A 16,640-nucleotide genomic window follows, 5' to 3' on the forward strand; every position below is an offset into this window, starting at 1 on the left:
GGCAGGGGGCAGGGGGAAGGGTGAGTGATGAGTTGTTCTACTAATAAAGCTGCGTGTTCCTCTAAAACTTCAACAGCGTCGCCGACGGTGCGACAGGGGTGTTGAGTTTTTGCAGATAAAATTTTCAAATCATCTGCTGGTAACTGAGTGCTGAAGTCTGTTGTCAGGGGATCAAAGTCTAGATCCCAATCTTGGGCTAAGGCGCGGGTAATACCTACAGAATAACGGTTGGGTATACGAGCGATCGCCACTATTAAATCTCGCAGTTGCTGTCCTTGGGGACATTGCCCAAAAATATGCAATCCATCGCGGATTTGCGCTTCTTTCAATTCACAAAGATAACCACCGATAAAATTTAAAATTATAGATTCAAACTTGAGAATGTCGTTTTCATTTTGAATGCCTAAATCGAGGTGGAGGTTTTCTTGGATAATCAGTTCACGAATGCGATCGCGAATCGCTGGTAAACGCGAAGGATCTAAACTTTCAGCCTCATAATATTCATCAATTAAATTTTCTAGCTGCTGCAAAGCGCCATAAAGTTCCGCCCGTGTCATTGGCGGCGTGAGATGATCTATAATCACCGCTTGAGCGCGGCGCTTGGCTTGTGAACCTTCACCTGGGTCATTCACAATAAACGGGTACAGATGGGGAAGTGCCCCAAATGCTACTTCGGGATAACAATTATTAGATAAAGCCAAACTCTTACCGGGTAGCCATTCTAAATTTCCATGTTTCCCGACATGCACAACAGCATCCGCGCCAAAACATTCCCTGACCCAATAATAAAAAGCTAAATAATCATGAGTTGGAACTAAATCCGGCGCATGGTAATTCAAACTAGGGTCAATATCATAACCTCGTGCCGGTTGAATGCCTACGAAGACGTTACCAAGCTGAATCCCAGGAATGGGAATGGAGGCAGGGCAGGGGGGCAGGGGGGCAGAGGAGAAAGATTGATTAAAATCTCCCCAACGCCCACTAATTTCTTGCTGCACTACTTCTGGTAAAGAAGCAAAATACTCTTGATATTCCTCACCAGATAAACTTTGTTGTACTGGGCGTAATTCCTTACCTTCTGGATCATTGGTAACGCCAGCGATTAGGCGTTGAATCAACTCATCTCCTTGGATGGGTGGATTTTCTACCAGATACCCAGCAACTTGCAAAGCTTGAATAATTTCTACACAACTAGCTGGAGTGTCCAGTCCTACGCCATTGGCAAGGCGACCATTGCGGTTGGGGTAATTTGCCAAAATCAAAGCAATTCGCCGTTCTTGGGGCAATTTAGAGCGTAAACGTGCCCAATTAGCTGCCAATTGGGCTACAAACTCAATGCGATCGCTGACTGGTTCATAAACTACTACATCTGTTTCTAAGTCAGGATTCCGGGTTTGCACCGCCTTAAAAGACACAGCGCGGCTAATAATCCGTCCGTCTACCTCTGGTAGTGCCACATTCATGGCAATATCGCGGGGAGAAAGCCCTTGCGACTGTACCTCCCACTGCTCAATTAACCCACCACTGAGAATCACCTGCAAAACAGGCACATCTAATGTTTCCCATAGTTCTGTTTGAGGTGTTTCTGTTTCCAACCGCGCTAAAGAAAAACTAGTAGTATTCAGCAGCACTGCAATTTGCTCTGAGTCTTTGGGTTGAAAAAACTCACTCAACTCTTCTTGTACAACGGGGTCACGCAATGAAGAAACAAATACTGGCACAGGTTGTAAGTTCTTTTGTGCCAAAGCTGCACACAAAGCATCAATTACTTTGGTGTTTCCTCCTAGGTAATGAGCGCGGTAGAAAAGAATGCCGACTTTGGAAAGTGGGGAGTTATTTTTCTTGTCCTGTTGTTCTGTTGTTTGCCAATCCCCGTTATATAAACCGACACGAGGAACAGACTGGGGTGGTAAAGGATGAAATGAAGTTTCTAAGCTAGTATCGGCGGTTAATTTGAGGGCGTTAACAATGTTTTCCACTCCGCCTTCACTAAAATACTGCCATACTTGATTAACGATACCCAAAGGCACGGTAGACTGGGAAATCAATTCGGGATCAAGACCATCGTCTCCTGGCATTACAATTAAGGTTGTACCATTACGTTGCACAATTTCCTGCACTACTTCTAAGCCGTAAGCCCAATAGGAACGTCCTCCTAATAGGCGCAGAATAATTACTTGGGCAAATTCTAAAATTTGCTCTGCGTAAGTATCTATACTTATTTGTTGCTGTAACTGCAACAAGTTGGCAACTCTTAATGCAGGAAATGTGGAGGGTAATTTGGAAAATGCAGCTGCCAAGGTTTGAATGTCGGTATCAGCAGCCGTAATAAACACAATAGGAGCCGGAGTTTGTTCTACAAAAACTAAACTCTCTGACTGATTCAATCCGACCGATGTGGCGCTTATACGATGCATAATCCTGTATTACCGTTTTAAACTGTTGGTTAGAATCCAATTGCCAAAAATTTCAGCTTAGCATCCAGCCCCTCTTACCAGACCATTGAAAATGCTTAGTTCCCATGATTTGAGCTTTTCTCGAAATTTACCTTTAGCTGTATTTAATCAGCTTGAGAAATTGTTAAAGCAGATGGCTCAGGCAATAGGGAATAATACTCTCATAATCACGGAAGCTCTAGTTGCGCGGATTCACATACCTGTAGAGTTGCAGATACACAGGTTTACGTTGGTGGTTGCTGAGGGGTTTAGTGCGCTATTAATAGGCAACATAGAGCAGGAGCGATCGCTTGTAGATAGAGTAGTTGGAGAACCAGAAACTTACTTAGCCCTAAGTGCTAGTTTGACATTTAATCCGGAGGCGATCGCTTCCTTCATCACAAAGTTGAGAGATTTGTTTGGGTGTGATTCTGACACTCATCAAAATCTTGAATCCTATCGTCAACTGATTCGCCCTAATGATGCCACGCTCCAAAGTCAATTCACGCTGCTGTTATTAGAATGCCTCTTGCCGCAGCAAAATGAAAATGCGACAAAACCTCCAAGCGCTGTTAACCTTGAAGTTTATGCCTGTCAACCAGTAGAAGATGCCTTAAAAAAACAGATTTCCCAAGAGCGATTATTAAATCAGGTAACAACTCAGATTCGTAAAAGCTTAGACTTACCAGTAATTTTGGCAACAGCGATCGCCCAAGTACGTGAGTTTTTGGAATTAGACAGATTAGTCATATATAAATTTGAAGGTTCTGGAGTCAACAGAAACCAGTGTGTTGCTAACAGAAGTTTAGAGGGTTTGTCTTTGAGTGAACTAGGGAAAACTCCCCAGTTTGAAGCAACAGGTACTCAACAGTTAGCAGTTAACGATCTAACCTCACCCCAACCCCCAATTCCAGAATATGGGGGTTGTATCGTCTATGAAGCCCGTGCTACAGATGCTATTTCTTCGGTGTTGTATTACAAAGAAAAAAGTTGCTTTGGACAAGCTGCTCAATGCTGGGAAAAATATCGTCAAGGATTTATTTTAGCCATAGATGATGTTGAAAAATCATACTCTCTGGAAGAGTGTTTATTAAATTTCTTAAGAGAAACCCAAGTTCGGGCGAAATTAGCAGCCCCAATTATGTTTGAAGAAAAGCTGTGGGGGCTGTTAATTGCTCATCAATGCCATGATTCACGTCAATGGACTGAAAGTGAAAAAATTTTGCTGACTTCAATCGCTGAACAATTAGCGATCGCTATTCATCAATCTGAATTAATGCGATCGCTGCGGGATGCGGCGCGCATACTGACTGAAGAAAAAGAAACTCTCGAACAACGAGTGATTGAGCGCACTATGGCACTGCGTGATGCTCTTTTGGCCGCTGAAGCTGCTAGTCGTCTTAGAAGTGAATTTCTGGCTACCATTAGCCATGAATTGCTTACGCCTTTAACTTATGTAATTGGTATGTCTTCGACGTTGTTACGTTGGCCTTTAGGTGAATTAAGTCAACGACAACGAGATTATCTCCAAACAATCCACGACAGTGGAGAACATCTATTAGAAATGATTAATGACATCCTCGATTTATCGCAAATTGAGGCTGGCAAGACAGTTTTAAATATTACAGAATTTTCCTTAACTAATATTGCTGAAAATACTTTAGAATCGCTACTAAAAAAAGCCACAACTCAACAAGTTAATCTGAAACTTGATTTACAAATTGACCCCCGGCGCGATCGCTTTACAGCAGATGCAGAACGAGTAGTGCAAATTCTCTGGAATTTATTAACTAATGCCATTAAGTTTACCCCTGAAGCTGGCAGTGTTACCTTGCGCGTGTGGGTGGAAGATGACACAGCTATCTTTCAAGTCGAAGATACGGGAATTGGTATTCCCGAAGAAAAATTACCGCTGCTGTTTGAAAAATTTCAGCAACTCGATACGCCATATCGCCGCCGCTACGAAGGTACTGGACTCGGTTTAGCTTTAACTAAACAACTTATAGAACTGCATCGGGGTCGAATTGAAGTAGAATCCACTGTGGGGATTGGCTCAATTTTTACTGTATGGATACCAGTCCAACCGATGAGGGCTCTAAGTCAATAGTCTAAAAGTTTTTGCTCCATGCCCAATAGTAAATTACTCAAGAAAATTAGTATTAATCTTTCTATTAAGCAATTTTCCCAGCCAGATTTAATTGAACAGATTGAGCAAATTTTACACTCAACTGGTCTTGATGGAAGCAGTCTAATGTTAGAAATTACTGAAAGCGTAATTGTAGAAAATAGCTATGAAGTTACTACTATATTCTCTCGACTGCGAGAGTTGGGCATTGAGTTATCAATTGATGACTTTGGTACGGGTTACTCTTCATTAGGTCGTCTTTATAACTTTCCAATTAATGTATTGAAGATTGACCAATCTTTTGTCAGCCCGATGGATACAAGTAGCATAAATTTAGAAATTATTAAGATAATTGTCGCCCTGGCACATACACTGGGTGTGAATGTGATCACTGAAGGTATAGAGACAAAAGAGCAATTAGCACTTTTAAGAGAGTTGAATTGTGAATATGGGCAAGGATATTTTTTCTCAATCCCATTGGATAGCTCAGCAGCAGCAGCATTAATTATGGCAAATCCTCAGTGGTAAGAAGGAGGCAGGGGGCAGGGGAAACAGGGGAATAACCAATGCCCAATACTTCAGCTTGCTTCTGTGCGAGAGGCTGCGCCAATGACTGCGCTCAGCAACCGACGCTCAGTACAAGTGCCCCATGCCTAGCGTACGTAGTTTATGATGGCTATTTACTGTGTTTTCTTAACTAGTGGTTTGCCGTTTAAAAATAATCATCTCATTTCCCACAACTGGATTACGTGCTATTAGCCTATTTTGGGAATCGAAAATTTCTAAATGTGTAAAATCAAGTTCTTGAGAGCGTTGGAGTATTTCAGCAGCTAGTTTGTTTTGTTGAGATGCTTCGAGAGTATACCAATCGTCGTTAATTTTGAGGATCAGGTTGCTAGTGCGGAAATTAGCTTGAATTGACTTTATCAGACCAGAAGCGAAGCGATCGCTAATTTCTGCTACTTGATTTTCGATGGCTGCAATCAAGGTTTGTTCTGGTGTCAATTCTAATGTTGGTGTCGGCGTTGGTGTCGGCTCTGGTTCCGGTGGTAGAGTTATTTCTGGTTCTGGCTGCGGTGGAATTTCTACTGGTGGTTGTAATTCTGGTACTTCTGACTCTGGTGGAGTAGTTATTGTTGTTTCTGGTGTTGGTGTTGGAACTTCTTCAACTGGAGGAAGCGTTGCTATTTCAGCAGGCTTACTAGTGAAAACAGTTGTAGTTGTCCAAACTACAATTACGGCAATTGCAGCAATAATTCCCGTCAAAGCTGTATCCGAAAACTTTGCCGATAAATTTGCTGGTAACAAAGAACGAATTTTCTCTAACAGTCCACCCCAGGCGGACTGAAACTGCTGCCAAAAACCGGGGGTTGCTTCTGTACCAGCGGGTGGTACTGTTTCCAGTTTTTCTACCGTTGTTTCTAAAACTCCAATTGTCCCTCTCAGAAGTTGGATAATTTTAGACTTCCAAAAGGGTTGAACTCTCTGGTAGGGTTCTTGGGGAGCCTGATTCGCTTCCGGTTCACGGGACGAAGGCGGTTGTGAATTCTGATTGTCTTGTGACATGGAACTTTCACCAAAAGCAGCGAATCAAAGACAAAGAATACAAGTTTCTCTGGGTGCTGTCTCTACAGCCTTAATGTATCACTTCATTGCTCATTGCTTCGGCTAAACTGACTATTTATTGAATTTGGTGATTTTATGACCTGGAAACGCCGTCAATTTTTATTTTTAGGTAGCCTCAGCGCCATTGGTACAGGATTTTTCACTTGGAATTTAGCTCGTCAACATAGTCAAAGTGCTAATATTATTGACTCAGCGATCGCTGCTAACCCAGCTAAAAAAGATTTACTATTGCGTTTTGTATCTGTGGCAGATACCGGGACTGGCGCTAAAGGTCAGTATGCTGTGGCTGGGGCTATGAATTTTTATCACCAGCAAAATCCTTATGATTTAGTAGTTTTAGCTGGAGATAATATTTACAACAACGGCGAAATTGAGAAAATTAGCGCAGTTTTTGAGCGACCTTATAAATATTTACTCAAGCAAGGTGTCAAATTTCAAGCTTGTTTAGGCAATCACGATATTCGTACTGCCAACGGTGATCCACAAGTTCAATATACTGGGTTTAATATGAATGGACGGCGTTACTACACATTTCGCCGTGGTCAAGTACAGTTTTTTGCCTTAGATACTAATGGTAATGCTGATTGGAAAAATCAATTAATTTGGTTTGAAAAAGAATTAAGCCGCAGTAATGCTAATTGGAAAGTAGTGTTTGGCCATCATCCAATTTATTCATCGGGTCATTATGGGAAGAGTGACAAATTTATTAAAATCTTCACTCCTTTATTTCAAAAATACGGTGTTGAACTTTATATCAATGGACATGATCACAGCTATGAACGGACTCGCACTATTGATGGTACGGCCTATATAACTTGTGGTGCTGGTGCAGGTAGTCGTCCTGTAGAACGTTCTGAGTGGACAGAATATTCTACAAGTAATTTAAGTTTTGCAGCCTATGAGGTGTACCCAGATAGAATCGAGGTCAAAGGAATTGGCACTGATAAACGCATTTTTGATCAAGGTATGATCAAGAAAGTCTCTTAGTGTTCTGCTTTATCACTACTAGCCCTTTCAAATCTTTAACCTCTTGACTTTGTGGTCTCTGCCTTGAAAAGTTTGTTACGGAGGGAAACCAACGCCACTTGCCACAAGTCGGCATAGCCGCCCAACGAAGTGCCTTGGAAACCCGCCCAAAGCAGTGGCTCCTCCTGACAACTTTTAGCTGTGCCTCTGTGGTTAAATAAAAGACTTTTTACCGCAGAGACGCAGTGAACCAGCGCTGCGGGAGGGTTTCCCTCCGCAGGCGACTGGTGAACCCGAAGGGAGGACACAGAGAGAAAAAAAGAGATTTTATTTCAAGCAACCTTAAAAGGTCTAGTCCTTAATAGTACACGTAGCATTGTCAAAATTAATGGAATGAAGCACTAAAAATACTTCAATTGCCTCTACTCTTCTTCAGCTTTGGCTCTAAACAACCTCATACCATTTGCTGTAACGATGAGGGAAGTTCCTGTATCAGCTAATACTGCGATCGCTAACCCGACAAAACCAAAAGTCCCTAATAATAAAAATAGCCCTTTTGTAACCAGAGAAAAGACAACATTTTGTTGAATTACTGAGACTGTGCGGCGACTTAAGGTGACTGCATAAGCTAGTCGTCTCAGGTCGCTGCCTACTAAAACTACATCTGCTGTTTCTAAAGCAATATCAATACCACCAACCGCAAAACTAATATCTGCTGCTGCTAAGGCTGGTGCATCGTTGATGCCATCACCTACCATCCCTACTACTCCCGATTGCCGCAATTGTTGAATTACTTGCAGTTTGTCTTCTGGTAATAGTTCTGCTTGATATTCTGTGATGCCGACTTGTTGGGCAATCTGTTTGGCAACTGCGGTGCGATCGCCTGTTAACATGACTAAATGTCGCATTTTGAGCCGTTGCAGCATTTGTACAGCTGGCGCTGCTTCTAGCCGCAAGCCATCTGCTAGGGCAATTATTCCTAACAAATTCTGGCTATTGCCTACTAAAACAGGTGTTTGTCCTAAATTTGCAATTTCTGTTAATAGAGATGTCGCGGCTGTTGATAAAGAAATGCCAAATTCGGTAAATAACCGCCGATTCCCCACCAAATAAAGATTTTCACCAAATTGCGCCGTTACACCTTTACCGGGATAAGCTGTAAAATTTTCAATATTTTCTAACTCTAACTTTTGTGCTTTGGCTGTAGCTACAATTGCCTTAGCTAAAGGATGTTCTGATTTTTGCTCTAAAGCCGCAGCAATTAACAATACAAAATTTGCACTCACTTCTCCCAATTCATAAACCTTGTGCAGTAAGGGTTCTCCTTGGGTTAATGTTCCTGTTTTATCAAAAGCTAGGCTAGTTAAATGTCCAGCTGTCTCTAGTGCATGACCACCTTTAAATAAAACCCCCTGGCGGGTTGCCGCACCAATGGCGCTAACAATAGAAACTGGGGTAGAAATTACCAACGCACAGGGACAGGCAATCACTAACATTACTAATGCCCGATATAGCCAAACATTAAAAGGTTGAGCAAATGCTAAAGGTGGAATTAAAGTAATAGCGATCGCACTCACAATTACAATTGGTGTGTAGATTTGGGCAAACTTATCTACCCACTGCTGTGTAGGGGCGCGGCTAGATTGAGCTTCTTCGACAAGGTGAATAATTTTAGCAACGGTTGTATCACTAGCAACATGGGTAACTTTCACCGTCAAAAAACCTGTTTGATTCAAAGTCCCCGCAAACACAGCATCTCCTGGGGCTTTATCTTCGGGTATCGACTCTCCGGTAATGGGAGACTGGTCAATAGCACTGATACCAGAAATTACTACACCATCCAGCGCCACACGCTGTCCTGGTCGAATTGTTAAAATTTCCCCTAATCGAATATTTTCAACAGCAACTGTCACTTCCTGATCATTTCGCTGCACCGTAGCTGTACGTGGTGTCAAATCCATCAAGCCCCGAATGGCGTTGCGGGTGCGACCAAAGGTGAAAACTTGTAGAGTTGTACCCAAGGAAAATAAAAATACAACTAACGCTGCTTCTAACCAATCACCTAACGCTACTGCCCCAATTACCGAAATGGTCATCAGCAGATTCATATCTGCACGGCGCAAACGCAACTCAAATAACCCAGCCCTGGCGATGGGATAACCAGCAACTATAATACCGATGCCATAAAAAGCCCGTGCTAGCCAAATTGGTAGTGCCAAACCTTGAACCATTAAGCCCAAAAATAACCCAAGACCCGCGAGAATAACGCTTTGTCCTCGGCGATTGGTAATCCAAAATTGCCAGTTGGTAGCAGCGGGTTGAGGAGGATGAGCATGTTCATGATCGCAGGTGTGAGTATGATGGTGTAAAGTAGCTTCAGCGCTCGGTTCTACTGTGTAGCCTAAAGCTTGGATTTGTTCATAAATCTTAGTTTCGTTAACTGCTTGTGGATCGTAAGAAATTTGCGATCGCCCTGTTGCAAAGCTCACCGATGCCTCATTCACACCTATAATCTGCTGTAAGCCAACTTCAATTGTTTTGGCACAACTGCCGCAATCCATCCCGCCAATTTGTATTTGTAGTGTTTTAGGCAAAGCAACATCTACGGTGTAGCCCAAAACAGTAATGCGATTTTTAATTTCTGCTGCACTTACAAGTGTTGGGTTGTAGGACAAAACTACCCGTCCCGTTGCAAAACTCACTGCAACTTCCTGTACACCACTTAACTGCTGCAAGCTGGCTTCAATAGTCTTGGCACAGCTACCGCAATCCATGCCACTGACTTGCAATGCTTGAGTTTTTGAGGAGTAGCTCTGAATCATGGCAACTTTACCAACAAGGTTAAGAAGTTAACTGCCAATATTCTATTACAACAATTGAACAACTATTCAATTGTGCAATGATTATCATTTTAGGTATATTGAGACTGATAACCATTGCATAAAATAAACACCATGAACACACGCAAACGAAAGCAAGATTTAGCCATCCCTCAAAGTTCTGATGCGCCTGCCTGTGACACCCATTTGGTAAATTTAGAAAACGTTCGTTCCTCGATGACGCAAATCTTGCCAGTGCAAAAAGCACAACTTATGGCAGAAGTATTTGGGGTATTGGCAGATCCTAACCGTCTGCGTCTCGTTTCAGCTTTGGCTGCTCAAGAGTTATGTGTTTGCGATTTAGCGGCATTAACAAAAATGAGTGAATCTGCCGTTTGTCATCAATTACGCTTGCTTAAAGCTATGGGTTTAGTCAATTATCGTCGAGAAGGTCGAAACGTTTATTACAGCCTAGCGGATGGTCATATTACCAACCTATATCAGCTTTTATTAGAACATTTGAATCAGTCAAATAATGAAGATTTAAGATAAAAAATAATTTAGTTTTAGATATTTGATTAAACTTTTCAGCAACCTATTAATCAAAACCAGCCCAGGCGATTAGAAATCGCGCGTCACTTGCTTCTCCCAAGGAGAGACGCTGCGCGGACAAATCGGGGAACCCGACCAACGCAGTGGCTTGGCTACACAGGCAAGACGCGTAGCGGCTTCCCTCCGGGAAGGCCACCTTTGTGGGTTGAAAATTTCGATTTTGTGTTAGTCTGCGGAGGCGGACTTTGCTTGTGTAGTAGCGAATTATATTCGCCCAAAATTTTTCAAACTAAATCATATTTTGATAATATCGGAGCAACTGAATTTATATTTATTGACGAATGACACAATTAACACCGATTATCTAAAATCGGGTAACAAATTCAAACTTAAAAGCTTAGGTGCTATAACACTTTCATAATTACGAATTATGAATTACGAATTACGAATTGGTATAACTTGGCTGCGTAAAAATCTCTTTAGTACCTGGTACAACAGTCTATTAACGGTTATCTGCTTAGGATTTATATTTTGGGTTGTACGGGGATTCTTAGTTTGGGCAATTACTCAGGCACAATGGGCAGTAATTAAAGTTAATTTGCCTCTATTTTTAGTGGGAAGATTTCCCCAAGCCTTATATTGGCGAATTTGGATTGTCTTGGCGATCGCTTCGACTTTAGCAGCTGTAACTGCGGGCGTTGTCTTCAAAAATCAACAGTTGACAAAAGGTAGAATTGCTTTATTTACTAGTCTTGTCGGTGTTTTATTAATTATTTTACCCTTAAATTTGACATCCCGCCTGTGGTTAGTATTAATTGCAGCTTTACTATTTGCAGGTTTTTGGATTGGGAAAAATTTTGCTAAAACAATAGCTCCCTGGCTTTCTGTAAATTGGCTATTATCTTTTTTAATAATTTTGTGGTTAATTGGCGGTGGTTTTGGCTTACAACCTGTTTCTACAAATTTGTGGAACGGTTTGTTACTTACCCTTTTAACAGCAACAATTAGTATTGTTCTTTCCTTCCCAATTGGCGTATTACTAGCTTTAGGACGCACTAGCAATTTGCCTATTGTACGTTGGTTTTGTATTCTGTACATTGAACTTGTCAGGGGATTACCACTGATTGGAATTTTATTCCTTGCTCAGGTGATGTTGCCGTTGTTTTTACCAGGAGATGTGCGTTTAGATCGAGTTCTACGAGGAATTGCTGGATTAGTATTATTTAGTGCCGCTTATATGGCAGAAAACGTGCGTGGTGGACTTCAATCAATTCCACGCGGACAAATTGAAGCTGCAAAAGCATTAGGACTCAATACGCCCTTCGTCGTTATATTAATTGTCTTACCTCAAGCTTTACGCGCTGTTATTCCTGCAATTGTCGGTCAGTTTATTGGCTTATTTAAAGATACTTCTCTCTTATCTTTAGTAGGATTAGTAGAACTCACAGGTATTGCCCGTTCCATCTTGGCGCAGCCCCAGTTTATTGGTCGTTATGCAGAAGTTTATTTATTTATCGGATTGCTTTACTGGATATTTTGTTATTCTATGTCTTTAGCTTCTCGGCGATTAGAAAAACAGTTGAGTTAATATTAAAACAATCAATCACAAAACACTAAAACACTCTTAAATCATTTCTCTGCTAACTCTGTGACTCTGTGGTTAATTAAAAAATAAAATAAGTTAAAATGCTATATGTCAGAACAAAATTTCATAATTATTGCTGAAGAAGTCCATAAATGGTACGGTAAATTTCACGTTCTCCAAGGTGTGAGTTTAACAGTAAATCGTGGAGAAGTAGTAGTATTAATGGGGCCTTCTGGTTCCGGCAAATCCACTTTTATCCGTACATTTAACGCTCTAGAAGAATATCAACAAGGCAAAATCATCATTGACGGTATTACCCTCAGCCATGACTTGCGAAATATTGAAACAATTCGCCGAGAAGTGGGAATGGTATTTCAGCAGTTCAACTTATTTCCTCATCTGACAGTACAGCAAAATATTACTTTGGCACCAACTTGGGTACGGCGGTGGAACAAAGCAAAATCTGAAGAATTGGCGATGCAACTTCTAGAAAGGGTGGGGATTTTAGAACAAGCGCAGAAATATCCCGGACAGTTATCTGGTGGACAGCAACAACGGGTAGCGATCGCGCGTGCCTTAGCCATGCAGCCTAAAATTATGCTGTTTGATGAACCCACCTCAGCTTTAGATCCAGAGATGGTAAGAGAAGTTTTAGATGTGATGCGAAATCTCGCTAGTGATGGAATGACAATGGTAGTTGTCACCCACGAAGTTGGATTTGCGCGCGAAGTCGCAGACCGAGTAATTCTCATGGATAGTGGTTCTCTTGTCGAGTCAGCCACCCCTGATGCATTTTTCACTAACCCTAAAGAAGAACGGACTCGCAAATTTTTATCACAAATTCTCTAAAAAGTTGTTTTGAAAGCTGTATTCTTACATATATTAGGGAACAGGAAACATAGAATAAACTTAAAAGTTCCTTAGTGTCACGGTTTTATAATTGAATTATTAATAATCGAGGAATTCTGAAGGTGTTTCAGAATTACCCCGATTTTTTGGATGCAAAAAATATAGACGCACTCTTTAGCGCACCCCCCATTGCCGTAAACAGTGTTCTACCTTTTGTTCGTATTGAACTAGCGTGATCTTCTCCCAAGGGGAGACGCTACGCGATGAGGGTTTCCCCATGAACGACTAGCGAACCCGAAGGGTCAGGACTTTAGTCCTGATTTTCCAGTCACTGAAGTGCTTACTACAAAGTCTCAAACTAGCTTGACAAAGTAGTAAATATTCTATTCGACATTTTTATAAGGTAAATTGCTTAAGCCCTAGATGGCTTCAAAAATACCCACGCTACAAAGAATGTCGCCGCTGTAAATAGTTGCGTCAAATCTAAAGCAGATAGATAGCCATCTGCAAATGAAGCAATACTGCGATCGGTGATGCCAAAAACCCAAGATGAAAGGCCAAACAGCCAAATTCCATTCTTGAGATTGCCTACGAATTCTTGAGAGTCTGGTGATTGCTGATCGTTCATAATCTTCTACTCCGTTGGTGAAGTCTGGTGATTTATTAGAGATGCTGCAATTAAGAAGTTTTCTTGACTCCTGATGCTAAGTTACACTCATATTAATAAATATTTCAGAGACTTGACTTCACTACCTAAAGGTACATCTACTTATCTTGACATTCATCCTTATGGATCTGCCACCTCCAAAAGACTGTAATCTTTGATTTGTGGACATCTGAAATAAAGATTGGCGATTTTTTCATTACGTAATCAATAAATAACTGTATGAATCTTTATTTATAGAATGCCCAAAATACTTCTAGAGGCAGATGCACTTCTAAATCATGACTTGAATAAAAGCCCTACACTGCAACACTGTGTCATTCAGAAGTGCGATGTCATTGTTAAAAAAAATATGTCAAGGTAAAGAGGTATTGGTACTTAATAGCAGAACTTAGTTCAATTACTTTTTAGTTAATGGCCGCAATCCAATTTCAAAATCTTCCTGATACACAGCAACAGCAAAAAGAAACCTTACCCCACTTAGGGCTTGTCTGTATTACTATTTCTCAGCAAGTGCGCTTCCGGACAATGACACGCACGCGCTACTTAAAACTTTCTGATGTTCAACGTGAGAGTGCCCTGAGAGAACTGTATCAGCACAACTTACAGCGTTTGCATGATGCCTTGTCTTTTTGTCAAAACAACAAAATTCAGTTGTATCGCATGTCCTCAGCTTTATTTCCCTTAAGTGACATGGAAGACGAAATTGGTGCGAATATATTAGAGGAAATAAGCGCTGATTTAGGCAAAATCGGTGAAAGATCTCAAGCTTTGGGCATCAGAATGGTATTGCACCCAGATCAATTCGTCGTGTTGAGTTCTGATTCTCCTGAAGTGGTACAAACAAGTATCAAAATTTTAGAACGACATGCTCGTACACTCGATTTGTTAGGTTTACCGCGATCGCCTTGGTCATTGATGAACATTCATGGTGGTAAATCTCAACGCAGCGAACAATTAATCAAGGTAATTTCAGAATTACCAGAAGCCATCAAAAACCGCTTGACCCTAGAAAATGACGAATACGCCTATAGCGGTAGTGAAATTTTAGCAGTGTGCCAGCAAGCAGAGATACCAATGGTCTTCGATGCTCATCACCATATCTGCCACGAAAAATTAGACAGTTATGACGATCCAAGTGTAGCGTCTATGTTGGATGCAGCGAGAGCAACTTGGGCAAATCCAGAGTGGCAGTTAGTGCATATTTCCAACGGTGAAACAGCTTTTGATGACAGAAAACACAGCGATTTAATCACCGCTATGCCCAATGTTTACTATGAAGTACCTTGGATAGAAGTCGAAGCCAAACACAAAGAAGAAGCGATCGCCAATTTGCGCTCTTGGTGGCTTATGGGACAATAATCTCACACATAATCAAAAATTATGGCGATCGCAATCGATTTTGGTACTAGCAACACAGTTATTACTCGCTGGAATCCCGTAACCCAGGAACCAGAAACCCTAAGTTTACCTGGTTTATCAATTCAGCAAAGTCTCAATCCGCCACTGATTCCCAGCTTAGTTTATGTAGAAGAAGCAATACAGGGTAAAGTTTCCGTAGGTCAACAAGTACGCGATCGCGGTCTTGACCTCAAAGGAGATGCCAGATTTTTCCGCAGCTTCAAACGTGGTATTGGTGCAGATATTCAAGGCTTCTTGCCCGAATTAGATGGGCAAATAGTGACATTTGAGCAAGTAGGGCAATGGTTTCTCACTCATGTAATTAAGCAACTAGCACCCCTAGAAGGTGGGTTAGATTCCCTTATACTAACCGTACCTGTAGATAGCTTTGAAGCTTATCGTCACTGGCTAGGCAGAGTTTGTCAAGCACTTCCCGTTGAACAAGTAAGAATGTTAGATGAACCCACAGCAGCGGCTTTGGGTTATGGTTTGGCAGATCAAGAAACTCTGTTAGTGATTGACTTTGGCGGCGGAACTTTGGATTTGTCCCTTGTGCAGTTAAATAAAGGCGCGCAAGCGAATCGCAAACCCGTAGGATTTCTGCTCAAATGGGGTAATAAATCTTTAGCTGAAGATTCTAAGCAAAAGGTAAAAACTGCCCGCGTATTGGCGAAAGCTGGGCAAAATTTAGGCGGTACTGATATTGATAATTGGTTGGTAGATTACTTTGCCAAATCTCAAGGATTAGCGGTAAGTCCCTTGACAACAAGATTGGCAGAACGGATAAAAATTCAGCTATCCACCCAAAACCAAGCCAGTGAAGTTTATTTTGATGACGAGACATTTGAAAGCTATGAACTGGAATTGAACCGCGACACCTTAGAAAATATTCTTAAAGAACACGCATTTTTTGAGCTGCTTGATGAGTCGATGACGAATCTTTTACAACAAGCACGGCGGCAAGGCATAGAATTAGCAGACATTAATGCAGTTTTATTAGTTGGTGGGACAGTGCAACTACCAGCAGTGCAGACATGGGTAAAGCAGTATTTTGAACCGGAAAAAATTCGTTGTGAACGACCTTTTGAAGCGATCGCTCAAGGTGCATTACAGTTAGCTCAAGGTATAGAAATCAAAGACTTTCTTTACCATAGTTACGGCGTTCGTTATTGGAACCGCCGTCAACAGCGCCACAATTGGCATCCGATTATCAAAGCTGGACAAGCTTACCCCATGAATCAGCCCGTGGAATTAGTCTTAGGCGCTTCATTAGAAAATCAACCCAGTATTGAACTAATTATGGGAGAATTGGGAGTAGAAGCAGGCGGTACAGAAGTTTATTTTGACGGCGATCGCTTAATTACTCGCCGGCTTGATAGTGGTGAAACCAGCGTCAGACTTCTCAACGATCAAGAAGGTGCGAGAACTATTGCCCGACTCACACCTCCAGGTTTTCCAGGAAGCGATCGCATCAAAATTCTTTTTCAAGTGGATGAGCAACGCTTTTTGCGAATCACAGTTGAAGACTTATTAACCAATGACACACTCTTAGAAAATCAACTTGTGGCACAGTTGAGCTAAAAAAGAGGTAGGGGAGGCAGGGGGAGCAGGGGAGGCA

At 41.6% G+C, this 16,640-nt stretch carries 12 protein-coding genes; 8 read left to right on the plus strand and 4 right to left on the minus strand.

Going from position 1 to position 16,640, the window contains the following annotated elements; genetic code table 11:
* On the minus strand, positions 1–2,417 hold a 2,417-nt coding region (gene cobN, locus I8751_RS15660; RefSeq protein ID WP_214440074.1), incomplete at its 3' end, for a cobaltochelatase subunit CobN.
* A gap of 91 nt (positions 2,418–2,508) precedes the next feature.
* On the opposite strand from cobN, the gene I8751_RS15665 reads away from it, so the two are divergent.
* On the plus strand, positions 2,509–4,542 hold the full coding sequence (locus tag I8751_RS15665; RefSeq protein ID WP_214440075.1) for a GAF domain-containing sensor histidine kinase: 2,034 nt from the start codon (positions 2,509–2,511) through the stop codon (positions 4,540–4,542).
* Positions 4,543–4,560: 18 nt separating this feature from the next.
* Positions 4,561–5,088, plus strand: coding sequence for an EAL domain-containing protein (locus I8751_RS15670; protein ID WP_214440076.1), 528 nt, complete (start codon positions 4,561–4,563; stop codon positions 5,086–5,088).
* A gap of 165 nt (positions 5,089–5,253) precedes the next feature.
* Here I8751_RS15670 and I8751_RS15675 read toward each other — a convergent pair whose 3' ends face one another.
* Positions 5,254–6,126: a hypothetical protein gene (locus I8751_RS15675; protein ID WP_214440077.1), complete on the minus strand. Its 873-nt coding sequence runs from the start codon at positions 6,124–6,126 to the stop codon at positions 5,254–5,256.
* Between the two features lie 135 nt (positions 6,127–6,261).
* On the opposite strand from I8751_RS15675, the gene I8751_RS15680 reads away from it, so the two are divergent.
* The gene (locus I8751_RS15680) at positions 6,262–7,173 is read left to right on the plus strand and encodes a metallophosphoesterase family protein (RefSeq protein WP_214440078.1); all 912 of its coding nucleotides are present in this window, start codon (positions 6,262–6,264) and stop codon (positions 7,171–7,173) included.
* A 401-nt stretch (positions 7,174–7,574) separates the two neighbouring features.
* Here I8751_RS15680 and I8751_RS15685 read toward each other — a convergent pair whose 3' ends face one another.
* Complete coding sequence (locus tag I8751_RS15685; RefSeq protein WP_214440079.1) at positions 7,575–9,974, minus strand: heavy metal translocating P-type ATPase; 2,400 nt, start codon at positions 9,972–9,974, stop codon at positions 7,575–7,577.
* Positions 9,975–10,106: 132 nt separating this feature from the next.
* On the opposite strand from I8751_RS15685, the gene I8751_RS15690 reads away from it, so the two are divergent.
* The 3 genes from I8751_RS15690 to I8751_RS15700 all read left to right on the plus strand — a co-directional run bounded on the left by I8751_RS15690 (position 10,107) and on the right by I8751_RS15700 (position 12,957).
* A complete protein-coding gene (locus I8751_RS15690) occupies positions 10,107–10,523 on the plus strand; it encodes an ArsR/SmtB family transcription factor (protein WP_214440080.1) in 417 nt (138 codons plus the stop codon).
* 430 nt (positions 10,524–10,953) lie between these two features.
* Positions 10,954–12,111: an amino acid ABC transporter permease gene (locus I8751_RS15695; protein WP_214440081.1), complete on the plus strand. Its 1,158-nt coding sequence runs from the start codon at positions 10,954–10,956 to the stop codon at positions 12,109–12,111.
* Positions 12,112–12,216: 105 nt separating this feature from the next.
* Positions 12,217–12,957, plus strand: a complete 741-nt coding sequence (locus I8751_RS15700) for an amino acid ABC transporter ATP-binding protein (RefSeq protein WP_214440082.1) — start codon at positions 12,217–12,219, stop codon at positions 12,955–12,957.
* Positions 12,958–13,369: 412 nt separating this feature from the next.
* On the opposite strand, the gene I8751_RS15705 is transcribed toward I8751_RS15700, so the two are convergent.
* Positions 13,370–13,585 (minus strand): hypothetical protein, encoded by a 216-nt coding sequence (locus I8751_RS15705; RefSeq protein ID WP_214440083.1) that lies wholly within the window; start codon positions 13,583–13,585, stop codon positions 13,370–13,372.
* Between the two features lie 450 nt (positions 13,586–14,035).
* On the opposite strand from I8751_RS15705, the gene uvsE reads away from it, so the two are divergent.
* The gene (gene uvsE / locus I8751_RS15710; protein WP_214440084.1) at positions 14,036–14,983 is read left to right on the plus strand and encodes a UV DNA damage repair endonuclease UvsE; all 948 of its coding nucleotides are present in this window, start codon (positions 14,036–14,038) and stop codon (positions 14,981–14,983) included.
* A 21-nt stretch (positions 14,984–15,004) separates the two neighbouring features.
* Entirely contained in the window at positions 15,005–16,603 is a 1,599-nt protein-coding gene (locus tag I8751_RS15715) for an Hsp70 family protein (RefSeq protein ID WP_214440085.1), read from the plus strand.
* The last annotated feature ends 37 nt before the right edge of the window (positions 16,604–16,640 follow it).

The sequence above is a fragment of the Atlanticothrix silvestris CENA357 genome (genome assembly GCF_016056295.1).
GTDB lineage: Bacteria > Cyanobacteriota > Cyanobacteriia > Cyanobacteriales > Nostocaceae > Atlanticothrix > Atlanticothrix silvestris.